Origin of the sequence: Arthrobacter sp. Soil736 (genome assembly GCF_001428005.1) — a bacterium.
In the GTDB taxonomy this organism is placed as follows: Bacteria; Actinomycetota; Actinomycetes; order Actinomycetales; family Micrococcaceae; genus Arthrobacter.
In genome coordinates this window covers 75,227-92,756 of sequence record NZ_LMSB01000074.1, presented here as the reverse complement: position 1 = coordinate 92,756, position 17,530 = coordinate 75,227, and the positions used below count along the sequence as shown (strand labels likewise).

Annotated in this window: 19 protein-coding genes; 11 read left to right on the top strand and 8 right to left on the bottom strand. The window is 63.0% G+C overall.

All coding sequences use genetic code 11. The annotated features are described in order from the left end of the window. Window positions 1–19: 19 nt before the first annotated feature. Together corA and zapE are read left to right on the top strand one after the other, a co-directional pair. The gene (gene corA / locus ASG92_RS26640) at window positions 20–1,015 is read left to right on the top strand and encodes a magnesium/cobalt transporter CorA (protein ID WP_056636001.1); all 996 of its coding nucleotides are present in this window, start codon (window positions 20–22) and stop codon (window positions 1,013–1,015) included. A gap of 3 nt (window positions 1,016–1,018) precedes the next feature. After that, the gene (gene zapE, locus ASG92_RS26635; RefSeq protein ID WP_056635999.1) at window positions 1,019–1,528 is read left to right on the top strand and encodes an AFG1/ZapE family ATPase; all 510 of its coding nucleotides are present in this window, start codon (window positions 1,019–1,021) and stop codon (window positions 1,526–1,528) included. 76 nt (window positions 1,529–1,604) lie between these two features. On the opposite strand, the gene ASG92_RS26630 is transcribed toward zapE, so the two are convergent. After that, complete coding sequence (locus tag ASG92_RS26630; RefSeq protein WP_056635995.1) at window positions 1,605–2,666, bottom strand: NAD(P)/FAD-dependent oxidoreductase; 1,062 nt, start codon at window positions 2,664–2,666, stop codon at window positions 1,605–1,607. Window positions 2,667–2,771: 105 nt separating this feature from the next. Between ASG92_RS26630 and ASG92_RS26625 the strand changes: the two genes are divergently transcribed. Continuing rightward, a complete protein-coding gene (locus ASG92_RS26625) occupies window positions 2,772–3,353 on the top strand; it encodes an XRE family transcriptional regulator (RefSeq protein ID WP_056635993.1) in 582 nt (193 codons plus the stop codon). A 67-nt stretch (window positions 3,354–3,420) separates the two neighbouring features. Here ASG92_RS26625 and ASG92_RS26620 read toward each other — a convergent pair whose 3' ends face one another. After that, window positions 3,421–4,101, bottom strand: coding sequence for a DUF1345 domain-containing protein (locus tag ASG92_RS26620; protein ID WP_056635989.1), 681 nt, complete (start codon window positions 4,099–4,101; stop codon window positions 3,421–3,423). Between the two features lie 277 nt (window positions 4,102–4,378). Then, window positions 4,379–4,981, bottom strand: a complete 603-nt coding sequence (locus ASG92_RS26615; RefSeq protein ID WP_056635986.1) for a hypothetical protein — start codon at window positions 4,979–4,981, stop codon at window positions 4,379–4,381. A gap of 88 nt (window positions 4,982–5,069) precedes the next feature. Between ASG92_RS26615 and ASG92_RS28885 the strand changes: the two genes are divergently transcribed. Together ASG92_RS28885 and ASG92_RS28880 are read left to right on the top strand one after the other, a co-directional pair. After that, the gene (locus ASG92_RS28885) at window positions 5,070–5,444 is read left to right on the top strand and encodes a hypothetical protein (RefSeq protein ID WP_157372519.1); all 375 of its coding nucleotides are present in this window, start codon (window positions 5,070–5,072) and stop codon (window positions 5,442–5,444) included. Between the two features lie 40 nt (window positions 5,445–5,484). After that, window positions 5,485–6,210, top strand: a complete 726-nt coding sequence (locus tag ASG92_RS28880) for a helicase-associated protein (RefSeq protein WP_157372518.1) — start codon at window positions 5,485–5,487, stop codon at window positions 6,208–6,210. Here the strand turns inward: ASG92_RS28880 and ASG92_RS28875 are convergent, their stop codons facing one another. Beyond that, a complete protein-coding gene (locus ASG92_RS28875) occupies window positions 6,211–6,384 on the bottom strand; it encodes a hypothetical protein (RefSeq protein WP_157372517.1) in 174 nt (57 codons plus the stop codon). A gap of 227 nt (window positions 6,385–6,611) precedes the next feature. Then, window positions 6,612–7,097, bottom strand: coding sequence for a VOC family protein (locus ASG92_RS26600; RefSeq protein WP_056636187.1), 486 nt, complete (start codon window positions 7,095–7,097; stop codon window positions 6,612–6,614). 132 nt (window positions 7,098–7,229) lie between these two features. On the opposite strand from ASG92_RS26600, the gene ASG92_RS26595 reads away from it, so the two are divergent. Further along, complete coding sequence (locus ASG92_RS26595; protein WP_082579764.1) at window positions 7,230–8,192, top strand: carbon-nitrogen hydrolase family protein; 963 nt, start codon at window positions 7,230–7,232, stop codon at window positions 8,190–8,192. Window positions 8,193–8,324: 132 nt separating this feature from the next. On the opposite strand, the gene ASG92_RS26590 is transcribed toward ASG92_RS26595, so the two are convergent. The 3 genes from ASG92_RS26590 to ASG92_RS26580 form a co-directional block, all read right to left on the bottom strand. Further along, complete coding sequence (locus ASG92_RS26590; RefSeq protein ID WP_056635976.1) at window positions 8,325–8,927, bottom strand: carboxymuconolactone decarboxylase family protein; 603 nt, start codon at window positions 8,925–8,927, stop codon at window positions 8,325–8,327. A gap of 513 nt (window positions 8,928–9,440) precedes the next feature. Beyond that, on the bottom strand, window positions 9,441–10,556 hold the full coding sequence (locus tag ASG92_RS26585) for an aminotransferase class V-fold PLP-dependent enzyme (protein ID WP_056635973.1): 1,116 nt from the start codon (window positions 10,554–10,556) through the stop codon (window positions 9,441–9,443). Between the two features lie 282 nt (window positions 10,557–10,838). After that, a complete protein-coding gene (locus ASG92_RS26580; RefSeq protein WP_056635971.1) occupies window positions 10,839–13,232 on the bottom strand; it encodes an alpha-amylase family glycosyl hydrolase in 2,394 nt (797 codons plus the stop codon). A 265-nt stretch (window positions 13,233–13,497) separates the two neighbouring features. On the opposite strand from ASG92_RS26580, the gene ASG92_RS28870 reads away from it, so the two are divergent. The 5 genes from ASG92_RS28870 (at window position 13,498) to ASG92_RS26570 (ending at window position 16,386) form a co-directional block, all read left to right on the top strand. Continuing rightward, window positions 13,498–13,647 carry a hypothetical protein gene (locus ASG92_RS28870; RefSeq protein WP_157372516.1) on the top strand — a complete coding sequence of 50 codons (150 nt, stop codon included), beginning with the start codon at window positions 13,498–13,500 and terminating at the stop codon, window positions 13,645–13,647. Beyond that, window positions 13,640–14,344 (top strand): Clp protease N-terminal domain-containing protein, encoded by a 705-nt coding sequence (locus ASG92_RS26575; protein ID WP_056635967.1) that lies wholly within the window; start codon window positions 13,640–13,642, stop codon window positions 14,342–14,344. The genes ASG92_RS28870 and ASG92_RS26575 overlap by 8 nt, the downstream gene beginning before the upstream one ends. 78 nt (window positions 14,345–14,422) lie before the next feature. Continuing rightward, complete coding sequence (locus ASG92_RS27950; protein WP_240987329.1) at window positions 14,423–14,581, top strand: hypothetical protein; 159 nt, start codon at window positions 14,423–14,425, stop codon at window positions 14,579–14,581. A gap of 318 nt (window positions 14,582–14,899) precedes the next feature. Further along, window positions 14,900–15,076, top strand: coding sequence for a helix-turn-helix domain-containing protein (locus tag ASG92_RS28865; RefSeq protein WP_200952104.1), 177 nt, complete (start codon window positions 14,900–14,902; stop codon window positions 15,074–15,076). After that, window positions 15,076–16,386: a tyrosine-type recombinase/integrase gene (locus ASG92_RS26570; protein ID WP_157372515.1), complete on the top strand. Its 1,311-nt coding sequence runs from the start codon at window positions 15,076–15,078 to the stop codon at window positions 16,384–16,386. Before ASG92_RS28865 ends, ASG92_RS26570 begins: the two co-directional genes overlap by 1 nt. Window positions 16,387–17,530: the final 1,144 nt, after the last annotated feature.

The following is a 17,530-nucleotide window of genomic DNA, read 5'->3' as shown; positions in this document are numbered from 1 at the left end:
TGACGGAGACCTGCCGGCTGTGACCATCATCGATAACGCCGTCTACGTTGACGGCGTCCGCAGCGCCGAACCGGAGAACCTTGAGCAGACGTTTGAGACTCTTGCCAAGCACGGGGGCATGGCGTGGATCGGGCTGTACCGGCCGTCCGAAACCGAGATGGCCGCCGTCGCGGAGGAATTCGGCCTTCACGAACTCGCTGTCGAGGACGCCATTTCCGCGCACCAGCGGCCCAAGCTGGAGCGCTACGGCGATAACCTCTTCACTGTCCTCAGGCCGGCCAGGTACCGCGACGACACGGAGACGGTGGAGTTCGGCGAACTCCACATCTTCACGGGCAAGAACTTCGTGGTGACCGTGCGCCACGCGGAAATGTCCGGCGTGGGGCAGGTCCGGCGCCGGCTGGAGTCCCGCCCCGACCTCCTCCGCCACGGGCCTGAAGCGGTGCTCTACGCCCTCCTGGACCAGGTGGTGGATGATTACGCTCCGGTGATTGCCGGGTTGGAAAACGACATCGACGAAATTGAAGACCAGCTGTTCTCCGGCGATAGCACGGTGTCCCGCCGCATTTATGAACTGGCCCGCGAGGTGATCCAGTTCCAGCGGGCCATCAATCCGCTTCCCGCCGTGATGGACCAGCTCAAGCAGGGATTCGAGAAGTATGAGGTGGACACGAACCTCCAGCACAGCCTCCGCGATGTCGAAGACCATGTGGTGCGGGTCATATCCCGCGCCAATTCCTTCCGCGACCTCCTGCAGAACGCTCTCACGCTGGACGGGACGCTGACCGCGAACCGGCAGAACGATGCCAGCGCCAAACAGAACGAGCAGGTAAAGAAGATTTCGTCGTGGGCGGCTATTTTCTTTGCCCCCTCCTTCGTTGCCGGCGTCTACGGCATGAACTTTGATCACATGCCGGAGCTGCACTGGGCTTACGGGTATCCCATGTCGATCCTCCTCATGGCCGGAACAGCCGCCCTGATGTACGTGATTTTCAAGAAGAAAGGCTGGCTCTAGGACATGACCGAATTCCGGCGGGGGCTGATCATCACCCCGGGGACCGAACGGCAGCTGGGCGCCTACGGGCTTTTCCGGCCCTCGCCCCCGCAGCAGCAGGTGCTGGTCCTCCCCTCGGGGCCGCTGACCGTCAAGAGCGCCGATCCGGACGTCCTCTGGGTCAGCTTCACCGAGTTGTGCGCCGGGCCCCGTACGGACGCTGACTACCTTGGGCTAGCCGGACAGTTTCCGTCGTGGGTGATCGACGGTGTCCCGTCCCCGTCCGTGCCGGTCGCCGCCGGCTCAGCGGCTGCCTGGCACCGATTCCTGAAGGTCGTTGGTGTACTCCATGACCGGGACCGTGTTCTGTTTCTGGTCGGCGCCGGTCCGCTCGATTGGGAGGAAGCCGCACGGACCGCGGCCTTGCCGGCTGAGGAGGCGTCGGTGCTAACCCGCATTGCGGAGCGGCTGTCCGTGCTGCGCCGGATCGAATCCGACGAAGAGCTGGAGGACGAACTAACCAGCGGCTGCTAGAAGCAACAGCAAGTCGGACGACGCACTCGGGCGGTGGTCCAGCGGCGCAGGTGCCATCGATCCAGTATCTGTCCGGCTACCCTGCTTCACGACTCTCCATCCGGCCCATGGACGCAGCATCGAGTCCGTGGCGCCTGCTTCCGAGGATCTTCTCGCTGACACGTGCTTCGATTTCAGCTGTAAAGGGGCTTCCCGCGGCCGAGACCGCCCTCCGCGTGTCTTCGCTGATGAGATCGGCATTGATAGCCGCACCTGCTGCCACCCCCGCGGCAGCGGAAGCCATGACTTGCGCCGTCAGGTCGGAGACGTTCCCTGCCGCCCACACACCGGCCACGGATGTGGCACCCTGGGCGCTGGTTTCGACGTGCTTCCCTATACCCCGCGGGTGCTCCACAGTTTCAACTCCGAGTGATTCCAGCAGTGCCGAGCGTGCTTCAAACCTTGGGCCCACCACTACGGCCTCCACCGGCAGTACCTTGCCGGAGGACAGGGCAACCCCGCTGACTGCATCATTGGTGACTTCCAGCGACAGAACGCTGCCCATAACGACGGAGATGGATCGTGCGGACAGCTGCTCCCATTCCTCGTCCGATGGCTCTACTGCGTCGTTGAGGAACAGTGTGATGTTGGCGCTCCACTGCCGGAACAGCAGCGCCTGATGAACGGCCATCGGCCCGGACGCCAGCACTCCGATTGCCCGGTGCCGGACCTCCCACCCGTGGCAATACGGACAGTGCAACACATCACGGCCCCATCGGTCCCTGAGCCCTTCGACCTCGGGAAGCTCATCGGTCAACCCGGTGGCTATCAGCAGGCGCCTGGCCGCTACCGTCCGTCCATCTGCCAAAACGACGTCGAACCCGTAGGCGGAGGGGCGGGCACCGACTACTTCCCCGCTTGTGACTGTCCCCCCGTAGCGGCGTACTTCCTTCCGGCCCTGGACAAGGAGTTCCCCGGGGCTCACTCCGTCCCTGGACAGGAATCCGTGCACGCCGGCCGCGGGGGCGTTTCTCGGTTCTCCGGCGTCAATCACGAGGGTTGATCGTAGCGCCCTGCTTAGAGTCACCGCCGCACTCAGCCCGGCAGCGCCACCGCCCACAACCACAACCTCGTATTTTCGACTTATTTCGCTTGTCATACCCAACTCCTCCGCCCGTACAACGGCCGTACTGCCGTTGTTTCCATAGTTCGGCACAGCGTGGAGGGTCGGCAAAGAATTTTGCCGTTATGGCAACATGGAGGCATGGACGATGAGCTCGGGAAACACCTTGATGCGGTGGGGCCGCGGATGCGGGCCCTTCGAACGCAGCGGCACCTGACTCTGGCCGACGCGTCCGCCGCAACAGGGATTTCGGTGAGCACACTCTCGCGCCTGGAATCCGGGCAGAGACGACCTACTCTTGAGCTGCTCCTGCCGATCGCCAGACTGTACAGGCTTCCGCTGGAGGAGCTCATCGACGCCCCGGCCACCGGGGATCCGCGCATTCACATCAAACCTGTGGTGCGCGACTGGGGCACGGTCCTTCCTCTTACCCGGCGCCCGGGGGGACTGCAGGCATTCAAGATGGTGCTCCCGGGCAGCAACCGCGCGCAGGTGCCCGATTTGCAGGTTCACGAAGGATACGACTGGATTTACGTCCTCAACGGACGCTTGCGGCTTGTCCTGGGCCAAGATGACTTCGTGATGTCCCCCGGTGAGGTTGCTGAATTCGACACGCGTACGCCGCACTGGTTCGCGAGTGCGGGCAAGGAACCAGTGGAGTTCCTCACTCTGTTCGGCCACCAGGGAGAACGCATCCACGTCCGAGCACGACCCAAACACTGAAGATGTCTCGGCTCACCACAATCTGTGGAGCCAAGCATCGGATTTCGGCGGCCAGTGCCTTTCGGAACTAGCTCGCCAGACCGATCACCAGGTTGATGGTGGTGGCCAGGATTACGGTTCCAAAGAGGTAGGACAGGAGCCCGTGCTTCAACGCCTCGGCACGGATTCTGTGGCTCTCGAGGTTGGTGTCCGAGACTTGGTACGTCATGCCCAGGCTGGTGGCCAAGTAGGCGAAATCTGAGTACTGGGGCGGGCGCTCCTGGTTGAAGCTGATTCCGCCGGGCTCCTGGCCGTGCTTTTCCGGGTCGTAGTACAACTCTGCATAGCGCAGGGTGAAGAGGGTCTGCACCAGCATCCACGACAACGCCACGCAGGACAGCGCCAGGAGGCCGCCACCCAGCGCGTGATCGGCGCCGGCGGCACCACGGTGGGAGTCGACAACGACGGCGGCAACTGCCGCGAGACTGGCCACGTTTGCAGCAAGAATGAGCAGATCGGTGACACCCCGCGAGGGATCCTCGGTAATGGCGTGCTTGCGTGTCCCATCGGGATCTAGCCTGCCGATCACAGCCCACACCCAGAGGACGTATGTCAGCGAAGCCACCGCCCACCCGATGGCGGGAGCTTCGATCCAGCGCCCCGAAAGACCAGCGGCCACCGCGGCTGCCAATCCCGTTACGACCATGATCACAAAGCGAAGCCTGCTGCGCCTCACGAGGCCAGTGGGCGAGGCGGCGGAGGAGTCCATGGTCTGTACTCTAATCAACCGAGGCCCCGACTTCTGGAGCGCGAGTACTCCGGCACGCTGGTGCTCTGGGAGGGAGGTGCGGCGACGACGGCCAGGAGCGGCTCTCCGCCGGAGTAGTTTTGGGTCCGCCCGGTAAACGTGTCGGAGTCGTCCGGTCCTGAGATGTCAGAAATTTATCCAGACCAAGAAAAACTGTGGATTGGCCACACGTCGTTGCGTCATGGGCAGAGCCGGTCATGCGTCTCTTGCAGCGCGGAGGTCAGCACGATGAATGCCATCATCGTGGCCAGGTCTCCGTAGCGGGGTCAGAGACATCATGCGGCATGGGCCTCGGCCGCAGGGCCAGTATGCCGGCGGTGAGCGTCGCCAGGCACAGCGGAACGGGGTACAGTGACGCGGCGGAAGCCACAAACGTGGCGGGAAGTGCCAGTAGGAACAACCATCCGGCCCACCGGGGAAGATGCTCTTGGCTCCGGGTCCACACTCCAAGGAGCAGCGATCCTACTAGGACTGTCAGAAACCCGAGCAGGAATATTAGCCAGGCCCACATGCGGGCATTGTCCGCATCGTAGGGCAGATGGCTGAAGAATCTGAACTCGGCCACGTTGCCGGCCATCATGAGCGTAAACCCGAGAACGATTGAGGCTATGGTGAATCCCAGTGCGGGTTCTGCTCCGGTTCTGTACCGCAAGAACAGGCCGATGAAGCCGCAGGCCATGAGGGCGAAAGCGAACACCCAGAGCTGCGAGTTGGTTTCGTACCGGTCATATTCTGCTGATCCCGGCGGTCCCCAGCCCCCCGCCATCAGGACCATAAGCGAAATCCAGGCGACGGCGCCGATAATGCCGAGCCAGCCAAGCCCCGAATGGACCCTATACATCCGTGTCTTCTCTCCAAGAAGAGCGCAAGAACCCTGGTCTGGTCGCAATGGTACTCAGCAGGGCCGTAACCGGGAAGAGACCGCACTGATGACGCCGGCAGTTCCGCGCGCGCTGGCGGTAACGGCGGTGAGTGCTGTGATGGTGCTGGCCGCCAAGCTACTTCATAGCACCGAAGATTATGGTCATCGTGATGATGCCGCCGATGACATCCAGGACAGCAAGCACCTTGCCGGCGGTCGCCTTGACGCCGTTGTCCTCGGCCTTCCTGGCCATGATGAAAGCTACTATTCCGGCGGCGAGGCCGAACAGGAAGAGTCCGACGACACCGAAAATGATGGACGTGCGCCGGTACTTCTTTCCCTGATGCTCAAGGAAGAGTGCCCGGTCTGCATCCTCTCGCCCAGCCTGTCCAGCCGACGTCGCATACTGACTTTCGCTGGCGTTGCCCATGAATCCCCCTGAAGAACGTCTCCGCCGTGTGCGAAGACCGTTCGATGAATACTTGAGATCCGACCCGCAGGTGACCAAGGCGGTCATGGTGGCCGGACCTGATGGCAGGATGGATGCCGTGGCGACGACGAGGCGGGACGCGGCTCCGAACCCGGAGTGGGTGCTGATGTACCGGGGCGGCCTCAGCAGGAGCAAGATCGCGGCGCTGGCCGGCGCCCCTGCCTCGACGGTCGGCTACCACCTGCGCGTCGCGTGCGCCGCCGACCCCCTGCTGCGGAAAGCGCACGAGGCGGCCGCCGGCACGGGAGCCTCCCGGGTGACGGCACAGGGCCGGGAGCGCATGCACCAGCTGGTGGCCATGGTCCAGGAGACGGGGCGCTACCCGTCCCGGAACGCGGAGAGCACCTCGGAGCGGACCCTGGCGGTCTGGCTGCAGCGCCGGCGGGAAGACACCCGGGCCGGGACACTGGCGCCGGCGTTCCGTGAAGGCCTGGCCGTCCTGCCCGGCTGGGAAGGCAAGCCCCGCCGAGGCCGACGAGCAGAGGTGGCACGAACGGCTCGCTGCCCTCGTCGCCTACCGCGCGGCCGGCCACGACTGGCCCGGCACAAAGCAGTCGTAACCGGCGAAGAGCATGAGCTCGGCGTCTGGCTGCACTCCCAGCGGTTCAAGCAGCGCCGCGGTGAACTGGATGCGCTAAAGACTGATGCGCTCGACAACGCCGTGCCGGGGTGGCGGGCCGGAAGACAGCGTGGCCGGCGGCCCCTAGGCCGTGCCTGACTAGGGCCGGTGAGCGCGGTGCCGGTCCAGGCGGTTCTGGTAGTAGGCGGCGGCAAGGACGCAAGGGGCTGAAATCGTGATGGCACCCCAGGCGCTGAGCGGGACGCGATTTGCAGCCTGGGTCTCGGAGATGGTCATCGCCACGTTGATGAGTTTGAGACTGGCAACAATCATTTCATTCTGTACACCAAACCTGTTGTTGCACTCAGGAATCGACGAGGAAGCGTCACGGACACTCAGTATCGCAAGTACGCCTTCGCCCGCGCGCTTGGTTCAACTTCCTGGAGCTACGAGCAATGAGATGGGACAACCGTCTCGGATCCCGACCGCGCCGGCAAAGCCATCGGCGCCGCTCCCGTCGACGACGGTCCCGTTCTCGATGACTAGCTCGAAGGGCTCGCTCAAGCCGGTGGCGCCCAACTCTGCAGCTCGACGGCGTTGCCCTCGGGGTCGGTGACGTAGCACCAGGTGACCCGGCGCCCGTCGGCTGTCGTGAGGGTGACGACATCGCCGACCGAGCTCCCGCCCTCATCGAGGACGCGGCGTCGAGCGGTGTGGACGTCCGCGACCGCGAAGGCGATGTGGCGGAAGCCCGGCCGGTCAATGCCCACTTCCGACGCTCCGTCCGTCGAGGCGAACGTGTAGATCTCGAGCGTCGGGCCGCCATCGCCATGCCCGGGCAACCGCAGATGCACGCCTTGGAGGGCGGCGTTCGGCACGGCAGTGCCCCGCTCGAGGTCGGGACCCGAGTAGTCGCGCTCCGGCGGAACTGGCGTGCATCCGAAGAGACGCACGTACCAGTCGGAGAGGCGGCGCCAGTCGTGCGCGATCAGATTCGTGTGCCCGTATCGGGCGCCATCAATGGGTCCACTTGCGTCACCAGTCATGGACGCATCGTACCCACTGCGGGCCCAGAATGAACCGATGAAGACGGCCGCTGTGATCCTGGCCGCCGGCTTGCTGACCAATGAAACGCTGCAGTGTTGACGAGGCGCTGGATTGCATGCCAACGTTGCGTCATGCCCACAGGAACTGTGCGAATCGCTGCAATTCAGGCCACGCCGGTAATCCTCGATGCGGAGGCATCGGTGTCAAAGGCGCTCCGTCTCCTGGGCGAGGCCGCAGGCCAGGGCGTGAAACTCGCGGTTTTCCCTGAAACGTTCATCCCCCTGTACCCGTCAGGAGTATGGGCATACCAGGCGGCCCGGTTCGACGGATTTGATGAGATGTGGACCCGTCTCTGGGACAACTCTGTCGACGTCCCCGGCCCCCAAATCGACCGTTTCATCAAGGCATGTGCCGAGCACGACATCTACTGCGTGCTTGGAGTGAACGAACGGGAATCCGCTAGGCCCGGAAGTCTCTACAACACAATGATCTTGCTTGGTCCCGAGGGTTTGCTCTGGAAACATCGCAAGTTGATGCCCACGATGCACGAACGCCTTTTCCACGGCGTCGGTTACGGACAGGACCTGAATGTCATCGAGACCCCAGTCGGGAGGGTTGGCGGCCTCATCTGCTGGGAGAACCGCATGCCTCTCGCTCGATATGCGGTCTATCGTCAAGGCGTGCAGATCTGGGCGGCCCCGACGGCCGATGACTCTGACGGCTGGATCTCCACGATGAGTCACATAGCGATCGAATCCGGCGCGTTCGTGGTCTCGGCCCCTCAATACATCCCTCGCTCTGCGTTTCCCGATGACTTCCCGGTTCAGTTGCCAGACGATGGTCAGGCGCTCGGACGAGGTGGAGCGGCGATCTTCGAGCCACTTCAGGGCCGTGCCATAGCAGGCCCTCTCTATGATCAGGAAGGGATCGTTGTCGCAGACGTCGACCTAGGCCGCTCCCTGACCGCGAAGCGAATTTTCGACGTCGTGGGGCACTACAGTCGTGAAGACGTCCTCTACCCACCGGCTCCAACCAACCACGCTCCGGAAGGCCCAGCATTTTGGCCGCGGACTCGACCTCTGCTTGGGAACTAGAGCCGAAGCCGCCGCAATAGCTGAACCGGTAGCGAAGCTCGGCGAACTGCAACCTGCATAGCAGTTTCGAGATCCCCCTGCGACGCGCGGTTCTGCGACGGCAGTCCGAGCTGGACCGGCCGCGGGGAACCACTAGGGGCGCTGCGCGGCTTCGGCGCTCGGGCCTTCGAGCGGTGCCAGCAGCGCGCTCTGCAGGTCGGGGCTAAGGCCTGGCGGAACGTCCAGATCAACGGCCATGGCCAGCACCGCCCTGCTGATGTAGTTCCGCGCGGCGGCAGCGAGTGTAATGTCGGCAATCTCGCGGTCGCCAAAGCCGAAGTCACGCAACTGCTGCGCATCGTTGTCCGTCATGGCTGCCGCATCTGTGCTGAGCTTTACCGCGTACTCCATCATGGCCACCTCGGCCGCTGGCAGGCCTGCATTGTGGAAGTCCCTGGCTATGGCAAGCAGTTGTTCTTCGCTCATGATCTTGAGCGTCTTTTTCCCGTGGGCCAGCCTGCAATGGGACGAACCGATGCCTTGGGCTGCGGCTAGCGTCACTAATTCGTAGCGGCGGAGGCCCAGGGAGGAGCTGATGGCCTTTAATAGGGATTCCCAGGCAATGTAGGCCTCGGGGTTCAGGCTCATGGCCTTCGTGTGGCTGGGCACGTAACCGAGCGAGCGGCGGTCTGCGTCGTAGATTTCAGCTCTCAGGCCGGAGGCCTCGGCTTCCGACGTCATTTTCAGGATGCTCATGAACGCTCCTCAAGAGTGTGGCTGCGGGAACCCGCTGCTGTTGTGACGCCCTCACCCAGCCAGAGGAGGCCATGATTCGACTCATTGTGGCCTTCGGCCTCGCATTTGTAAATGACCCGCGATGACTCATGAAAGATGCCCGCGCAACGGTATTCGAAGAATCAATTAAGAGGTTCCGCCGTTAGGTAAGGCCGCACCGGATTTAACGATGTAGGCACAAGCCCTGATAAACCTGTGCGTGTCTAGAACCGGGGTCATGGACTACATCGAGGCCTGGTACAACCGCAAACGTCCCAATGCCAGGGCCGGGCACCGGACCCCGGCGGCCGCCCGGGGCCGGGCACCGGACCCCGGCGGCCGCCCTGGCAGCCCATCAAGCCCGACTACTATCTGGCGGTGCGGCATGAGTACGGCTGGATGTTCGGCTGGCGCAGCGAACGGGGCCGGTCCTGATGGGTACCCGAGGTTGAGGCCGCTCACCGCGGAGCGCAGAATTACTGCCGCTCCCGCCTCTCACGCGCGTCCTATCAGCTCGGCCACGCGATCGAGTTCCTCCTCCTGATTGTAGAAATGTGCCGCCAGTCGAATCCTGCCGGCACGGACCGAAGCCACTACGTTGGCTTGGCTCAACCGGGCCATTACCGCTTCGGTGTCGCTCACGGGGACGGAGACGATGGTAGAGCGCTGCTGGTCAGGGAATGGGTGGAAGGTGGATCTCTCCGCCGACAGCGCGCCCTGCAGGCGTAGGGCCAGCCGGGCATTGCGTTCGAGAAGCGCACTGATTCCGAACCGGCGGAAGATGCCGAGCGCCGACTGATCGGCCAGGGCAGGAAACCACGCCAGGGAGGCGTCCAGCTTCGATGCCGTGGGCGACAGGTCCATGGCGGGTCCGTAGAAGCTCTCGGCCGGATTCCGGGCGGCCTTCCAGCCAGGAACGATGGGTTGGAGACGGTCGAGCAGCTCGCGGCGGACATAGAGGTAGCCCATGCCCCTTGAGCCGAGAAGGAACTTGTGGCTGGCGGCGGCCAGGAAATCCACGCCGTCGCGCACCACATCAAGCGGCACCGCGCCGGCCGCCTGGCAGGCGTCGACGAAGAACCAGGCGCCGGAACTGGCAGCAACCCGGCTTAGCGCTGCCAGGTCGGCCCGGTACCCGTTGGCCGAATGCACGGCGCTCACGGCTATCAGGCGGGTCCCGCCGTCGGCTTGGCTAAACGTCTCGGCCGTCACGCCGTTCCCAGCCGGCGCCACGGTGCGGACCTGGTAGCCGCGCTCCCGGAGCAGGAGCCAGGGATAGTAGTTCGAGGCGAATTCGTTCTCGGCGACCACGATATTCTCGCCGCGCTTCGCGGGCGGCAGGTTGGCCGCCACAATCCCCGCCGCTGTGCTCACGGCCGGAACGATGGCGATCTCCCCGGCCGTGGCACCAACAATCTCCGCGAACATGGCGCGGGCGTCCTCCCCTGCTCGCTCGGCTTCCATCCAGTCGAACCGGCCGGCGGACCAGCGCTCGACCGCTCGTTCGTAGGCCTGCCTTGCGGGGGCGCAGCCGACGTTCATGCTGGCCGTGTTGAGGTAAATGGTGTCTTTGAGTCCAGGAAAGAGCTCGCGTATGTCCGCGGCTTGCATATCTGTGACCGCCCTTCATGCAGGTTCACCGCGCCGCTAGTGTGGCCGCGGTACCGATCACCGGGTAGGGAATGCGGCCATCCTATTGACCCAGCGACGAAAGGACCAGTGCGAATGCCGGCCTGCTTCGACCCCTGGCAGCCTCACGGTTCCAGGTGGAATTCGACCTTGTACCTCATGAACCGGATGTTCTGCGCGATGGACAATGCGCGGCGGATCTTGAGGTCGTCGAGCTGTCGTTCCGCGCACATTCGTGCAGACCGCCCAAAGAATCAGCCGGCGTCATATCCTGCGGAGGACGATGAGGCCATTGGCCGGCAACTGCATCGAAATCCGCCCGTCCTGGCTGGGCAGCGTGGCACCGACGTTACCAACGTCGGATCCTCCATAGAACCTCGAGTCACTGTTGAAGACCTCCTGCCATGCGCCGGGAGATAGCCGCTCCGTTGAGCTCTGAATCGTGTACCCGTCATCGAAGGGCCGGTTGTTCAGGGATGCGACGACCAGCTCACGGGTCGTGCCGTCGTTTCTGGTGAAGGCGATGACCCGGTTCTCGTTGGACGCATGAATGATGTCGATGTTTCGCGATCGGAGTCCCCGGCTGGAACGGCGGAGCCTGATCAAGTCTTGGTAGTAGCGGAAGAGGTTCGCTCCCGACCGGTGGCGTTCACCCAGGATGTCTACCCGGTGTTTGAGAATGTCCCCGATCAGGAAAGGTTCCCCTGCGCCGATCTCCTCGCCCATGAAAAACATTGGCGTACCGGCCGACAGGACGCTAATCCCTGCGGCTACTCTTGTGCGCGCCTCCGCAGCGTCCCGCGTCGGTCCGTACAGGGCGGCATCATTGACAGCCACCCGGATCGTGCGCATGGTGCCGCCGTCATTCCCCACCTCATCATGGCACTCGTGGTAAACGACGCGCGCCCCCGAGGTCGCTGCGAGTGACCCGGAAAGCTGACTCAACGGCACCGGATCATCACCTCCGAACCCCGCACGGTGCAGCACCCGCGCCCTGCCCGCCTGATTGGACGCGTCTCCGATCAGGTCGTGGTACAGATCCGAGAACCAAGCCGCGTTGAAGCCCATGCCGGTCGAATCCGTCGGCTCTGTGATCGCCGACCACCCTGAGTGATCCTCGGCAATTCGCATGGCGCTGGGCCTGATGAGGTTTAGTGTGCGGCTCCACTCCCGCAATAGCTTGTGGCCGAACGGCCTCGGGGCGCCGACCGGTGCCCCGTCCGGTTCGTGCCAGTGGTCGCGGTGGATGGCCTCGGTGAGGTCAACGCGGAAGCCGTCGATGTGGAATTCCTCCGCGAACTCAGCCGCGCTGCTGGTGAAGAGTTGCCGCACGTTCTCTTCCCACAGACGCGGAGTGCGTCCCGATGACCCGTTCTGCAAGTACCCATTTCTTGGGTGGCTGTAGTCGGTAGACCGGCCCTCGTACCAGAAGTAGATGTCCTGCTCAGGCGCGTCCGAATCGTACAGCTCTTCGGCGCGCGCCTGCCGGCTGGTGTCGAAGTGGTTGTAGACGACGTCCTGGATAACGGCGATCCCGTTGCGATGGCATTCGCGTATGAAGTGCTTGTACTTATCGCGGCCACCGGCGCTGGATTCGATGACGAAGTGGTGCGTGTTCCCATACCCCCACGCGCGCGTTCCGCCGAATTCGGACACCGGCAGCAACTCGACAGCGTTGACACCCAGGGACACCAGATGAGGGATGAAATCCATGGCATCCTGCAGGTTGCCAGCCACTTGCACGTTGCCCGCGTTCGGCGGGACGTAGCCCAGGGAGCCGATGTGGAGTTCGTAGATCACGAGCTCTGTGAGCCGTGACGGCACCGGCTTCCCCGATGTGAACTCGCTGAACCAGAACTCCTCGTCCGTGATCTGCGTCGGCGGGGTCGTGGTCGGCTCGAATTCTTTCCGCACCACGTCCTGGTCAATGACGACACTGCAGCTGACACTGCCGTCCAAGGTGGCCGGATGGCCGTCCCACGGAGAGTGCTGCGGGTCGACGTCCCCGCGTCCGATCTGCCATCGGGAGTGGATGTCGGTTCGCATTCGCGTAGCGCCCTGCGCGTTTTGGATGCGGTACATGTAGGGCAAGCCCACGAACGACTGGAAGTCCGGCTGCGGAACGCTGGCCCAGATGCCTCCACCGATGTCATGGAGGGCTACGGCAGGCTGGTTCGGGTCAATGCCCGTCCCGTCGTCGGCGATGTAGCCGTTATCCTTCTTCCCGAAGACAACCTCAACTTTTTTGGCGTTCGGCGCCCACACCGCGAACCTGATGCGCTCCTCGCCGCCCTGGTAGAGCTTCTGGGCTCCAAGGAACCGACTGAGCGTCAGGTGGTAGCGTGCTGTGGACTGTCCCCCGGCCTCCGGCAGGATCGTGTGGCGTTCCGGCCTGATCACACCCACGTCCGGGTCCTCTGTGACGATGCCCCACTGGTTCACTCCCGAAGGTCCGTCCAGGCGGACGCCCCACCGGATCTCCTGGCCGGCCAGACCGTCGTCGAAGTTCACGGGGAGTTCGAAAGCAGGGCAGCCGTCCTCGGCGGTGATCTCCCGCATCGGTATATCGCCCCAACTGTTCCATGTGCCCGACAGCCGGGCGTTATGGAACAGGCGCCTCTTGATGCCAGTGATGTACACGAACCGGACAGTAATCATTGGGGTCCCCGATCGTCATTGATCCTGAGGCGCCCCAGCCCGACAGGCACTAGGGTGCTCCGGCGCCGACCGGGCTGTCAATGCTCTGACGGCGAGTGATCAAGTTCGCCAACTGCGGCTCCGATTCCGGTGAGGGCGCCGGCCCGTTCCGCACACATGAGGGACATGAGCCACACACCTGATCCCCGCGCCGACGGCATCGCCACCAACGACTACTGCGCCCTGCTCCCCAAGCAGCGTTCAGATTCGCATCCTGGTTCCCGACGTGATCGAACTGCGCGGCAAAGATTCCCGCGGCCGCGACGTCGTCCTCGGCCGGTCCGTCGAATACACCCACGTCAGGATGATGTCCCGCCTCGCGGAAACCCACGCCGACATCGTCGACGCGTCCGAGAAAGAAGCCACCAGTGTTTGACCGCTACAACGACCAGGCCCGCCGCGTCATCATCCTCGCCCAGGAAGAAGCCCGGGCACTCAACCACCACTACATCGGCACCGAGCATCTCCTGCTCGCCCTGACCCGCGACGGCAACGCCGCCTCAGGCCCCGTGCTGGCGACCCGCGTCCTGGCATCCCTGAACGTCCGCCACGACAACGTCCGCCAACTGGTCCTCGGCGGCGGCCAAGGAGCCACCAATTTCGACGGGCACGTTCCGTTCACGCCGCATGCCAAGCGGGCGCTCGAACTCGCCTGGCATGAAGCCCTCGTCCTCGGCAGCAACTACATCAGCGCCGAACACATCCTGCTGGCCCTGGCCCGCCAGGACGAAGGCTTCGCCGCCAACATGTTGAACACCCTCGCCACCGGTCCGATCCGCGAAGAAGTCTTCGGCGCCTTCGCTGACAACCCACCCAAAACCGGAACAGATGGGCTTCACCACCAGCTGAGAAGCCGTTCCGCCAAGGAAGCCGTAGGCCAGGCCGGTCTGCGGCTTCTTTGCCGTCACCGGTTAGCGCGCGGGCCGGATCCGCTTGCCCTCTCGCCGCCTGATCCCTCTGCCGTCACTCTTGCCCCAGTTGAATCATTGCCCGGCACGAGCCCGCCAGGCGATAGCCAAAGCAAAGGCAGCCCTGGACGCCGCCGCCCGCGCCGCGCGGTAGATCCCAGCTAGCAGTTTCCCGCCTTCGCTACATCGTCGGCAATCTTGCGCGCCTGCGGGCTTAAGTCTGCGGCCGGCAAACACGTCCTGATGCTCATCCACGACACCGACGTCACCATCAGCGACACAGCCACCGGAGAGATCATCCGGGAACTCACCATCGACCCCACCCGGGACTACCAACCCAGACAAAGAAAAACACCCCGGTCCGAAGACCGGGGTGTCAACGATGACCCGACACATCCGTAAAGGATGTCTCGACTCACCACATTCGTGGAGCTAAGGGGATTCGAACCCCTGACCTCTTCGATGCGAACTGCGGATAACGCCGGTTCATGCGTACTCACGAAATCCTTCTCTGGCCCACGGTTACGCGGATCCTGGTTCACGGGGTCTCACGCATGGTCACATCCGCTTCACGCTTGTTCACGCTCAAAGTGTTACGCAAAGTGTTATTCCCTGGTTCGTGCGCAAAGTGACTGCTCTCGGCCTTCGGGGCGCATAGGACTTTTTGTGAACACAGCAGACGTAGTAGCAAACGGCCCTTCGTGGATGCCGTCGGAATTGATGACACGAGAGGAAGCGGCGGCATACTTGCGCCGCTCTCCCGGAACCCTGGCCAACTGGGCAGCCCAGCGGAAGGGACCGCCGTACTATCGCCAACTGGACGGCGCCGTCGTCTACGCGATCGAGGATCTGGCTGAGTGGTTGGCTGCCCAGCGAGTGATGCCGAGGGCGGCATAGTGGCCAATCACCAGACGCGACGCGGGTCATGGGGAACAATTCCACCTGCAAAGAGACAGCAGGATGGCCGCTACAAGGCCAACGGCCGATACAAGACTTTGGACGGGAAGCTCCTCCAGCGTTTTCGTACCGGCACCACTGCACGTAAGGCCGAGGACGCCCTTCTCGCCGCCTTTCAAACAATGGCTGCGGAGGACGCAACCAAGCACGCGGCGGAACTCGACAGGGCGTCGGGGCGTGACCAAGTGTCGGAGGTACTCTTCGCTGACGTCGTTGAGAACTGGATCTCATACATTGAGGCAGGCGGCAAAGGGCTGCGGGTTAGCACCGCCTATGAGTATGCACGTATGGCCAGGGCTGACATCGTGCCCTCTCTCGGGGCCTTGAAGCTGACCGACGTTGACATCAAGACGTGTGCCAATTTTCTGCATGGCATCGTGAGCGGAGGCCGATACTATGCAAAAGCAGAACATAACCGTGCGGTTCTTTCCAACATCATGGAGTGGACCGCCGGTCTGGGTCTTATCCCGGGTAACCCGGTGAGGCAAGTGGCCTACCTCCCCAAGCCGCGGAAGAAGCCGGTCCAAATAATCGAAAAAGAGGACATGGCCGAAGTTCTTTCTGCAGTGCGCCAGCACGGAGAGGCGCAGATGAAGGCAAAGCGGCCGGGACCGCCGCAAAACCTCGACATCCCCGACGGCGTGGAATTGCTTCTCGCCACGGGGGTGCGGATCTCAGAACTCCTTGCGCTCAGGTGGGATGACGTGTGGATCGACGAATTGGACGACGGCTCCTATTGGGTACAGATCAACGGAAAAGTAGGTTGGGAAAAGGGCGAACCTATGTTGCGTCATGATTACCTAAAGACAGGTAAAAAGATCCTTGACCTTCGCATCAGCCCGGAAGTTGCGGCTATGCTGCGCGCCCGGAGAGCCAACGAAAGGCGCAACAATTCCAACCGGGCGGTATTCCCCGCGCGTGGTGGCAAATGGATGCAGCCCCAGAACTTCCGTCGCCGATGGCGCGCGGTCAGGCAGGAGCTGCAGATCGCATATGACATTCCTGATGAAGATGTTGCCAAGGGGAGGAAACAGGAACATCGCCAGTCGTCACCAATAGAAACCGTCACACCCCACACTTTTCGGCGCTCAGTCGGCACTTTCATCGCAGAAACGGTGTCAATCGACCAAGCGGCCCAACAGTTGGGACACAGCAGGACGGCTGTGACCATTCGGTCCTACCTGAGAGAACGTCAGGAGGCTCCGGACAGCAGCGAGTACCTTGCACGCGTTATGTACAAGCGCGAGTAGGAAGCGGGGGGCTCAGGCGCCGGACCCGCGGGCCTGGGCAACCTGCAGCCGCGCCGGGGTTGTCACCTACTTCCACGTCGATGTCGTCGCGGCCGGCCTCCAATCACACACCTCACGCGGGGCTGCCGACAACCAGCCCACCGTGTACCCCGCCACTTGGCCTCGAATCACAGGAGATTACACCTGGCGTAGCTCAATTATCATGTCTACGTCGTCGTCCAGTGCAATCCACTCCCAGCGTCACGCCTGGCGGGTCTGGGGGGCCACGAGTGGGAACCTGCCCTAGCTGCTGCTCTGGGGTGGGCCTGTCTGGAACTGCGGCTCATGTGTCGGCTGACCGGACGCCTGCTGGGGTGACGACTATTGCCTGCCCGGAGACGGTTCCAGTAGGGGGCATAAAAGTAAGCGCAGGACAAACCACCATGCATAGAAGACTTCCGCGGTGTTGTGGGCAGCGTCATCGATTAGACCGTGGGCAGCTAGGTTACGGATGTTCGGGGCCCACTGGTCCACAGAAAAGTGCTCTAATCTCGTACGCCAGATTTTCTCCTAGGACATCGACGGCTGCTCCATCTGCATGAGTGCCGTTAGCCTGATTTCGTTTTCCACTCCAGTCGCGTCAATTGTGCTGGTGCTGACGCCGGCTTCCCGTAACGCGTGGCGAATTGAGGTGCTCGACCTGAGGGTTAGGACGTGCATGGCGCTCGAAAAATCACCGTTATATCCATGCATGAGTCCCCGCGCGACAGTCGACACACGATCGCGAGGAACTATGGAGGATTCGAGGGCAATGTATTGAAAGTCCGCAACTGAAAGCACGTGCTCGTTGGACAGTTGATGATATGCGGGCGCGAGCGCGCCCTGAACAAGAAGCCTGATGCTGATTTCGAAGTTCTGAGCGTGGAAACCAACCGGATCGTGGACGCACTGCCTTAGCGGCCTGCAGTGACTGCGTTAGCCTTCCGTAAGCAACCCGGGCACGCATATCAGTAAGTGGACAGGTCAGGACCGTGGGGAAGCGGCCATGATAATGCTGCTGGCTGCAGGTGACTATGACAGGTTTGGATGGCCCCGGTAGGACGGCTAGTTGTGGTCCGCGTTGTGACGGGACTTGCCACAGCAGTCATGGTCCGTGATGCTCGTG

Excerpts from the sequence above, each read along its gene's own strand:
- zapE (WP_056635999.1), top strand. The coding sequence starts at position 1,019 with ATGACCGAATTCCGGCGGGGGCTGATCATCACCCCGGGGACCGAACGG.
- ASG92_RS26630 (WP_056635995.1), bottom strand. The coding sequence starts at position 2,666 with ATGACAAGCGAAATAAGTCGAAAATACGAGGTTGTGGTTGTGGGCGGT.
- ASG92_RS26625 (WP_056635993.1), top strand. The coding sequence starts at position 2,772 with ATGGACGATGAGCTCGGGAAACACCTTGATGCGGTGGGGCCGCGGATG.
- ASG92_RS26620 (WP_056635989.1), bottom strand. The coding sequence starts at position 4,101 with ATGGACTCCTCCGCCGCCTCGCCCACTGGCCTCGTGAGGCGCAGCAGG.
- ASG92_RS26615 (WP_056635986.1), bottom strand. The coding sequence starts at position 4,981 with ATGTATAGGGTCCATTCGGGGCTTGGCTGGCTCGGCATTATCGGCGCC.
- ASG92_RS28885 (WP_157372519.1), top strand. The coding sequence starts at position 5,070 with ATGACGCCGGCAGTTCCGCGCGCGCTGGCGGTAACGGCGGTGAGTGCT.
- ASG92_RS28875 (WP_157372517.1), bottom strand. The coding sequence starts at position 6,384 with ATGATTGTTGCCAGTCTCAAACTCATCAACGTGGCGATGACCATCTCC.
- ASG92_RS26600 (WP_056636187.1), bottom strand. The coding sequence starts at position 7,097 with ATGACTGGTGACGCAAGTGGACCCATTGATGGCGCCCGATACGGGCAC.
- ASG92_RS26595 (WP_082579764.1), top strand. The coding sequence starts at position 7,230 with ATGCCCACAGGAACTGTGCGAATCGCTGCAATTCAGGCCACGCCGGTA.
- ASG92_RS26590 (WP_056635976.1), bottom strand. The coding sequence starts at position 8,927 with ATGAGCATCCTGAAAATGACGTCGGAAGCCGAGGCCTCCGGCCTGAGA.
- ASG92_RS26585 (WP_056635973.1), bottom strand. The coding sequence starts at position 10,556 with ATGCAAGCCGCGGACATACGCGAGCTCTTTCCTGGACTCAAAGACACC.
- ASG92_RS26580 (WP_056635971.1), bottom strand. The coding sequence starts at position 13,232 with ATGATTACTGTCCGGTTCGTGTACATCACTGGCATCAAGAGGCGCCTG.
- ASG92_RS27950 (WP_240987329.1), top strand. The coding sequence starts at position 14,423 with ATGCTCATCCACGACACCGACGTCACCATCAGCGACACAGCCACCGGA.
- ASG92_RS28865 (WP_200952104.1), top strand. The coding sequence starts at position 14,900 with ATGACACGAGAGGAAGCGGCGGCATACTTGCGCCGCTCTCCCGGAACC.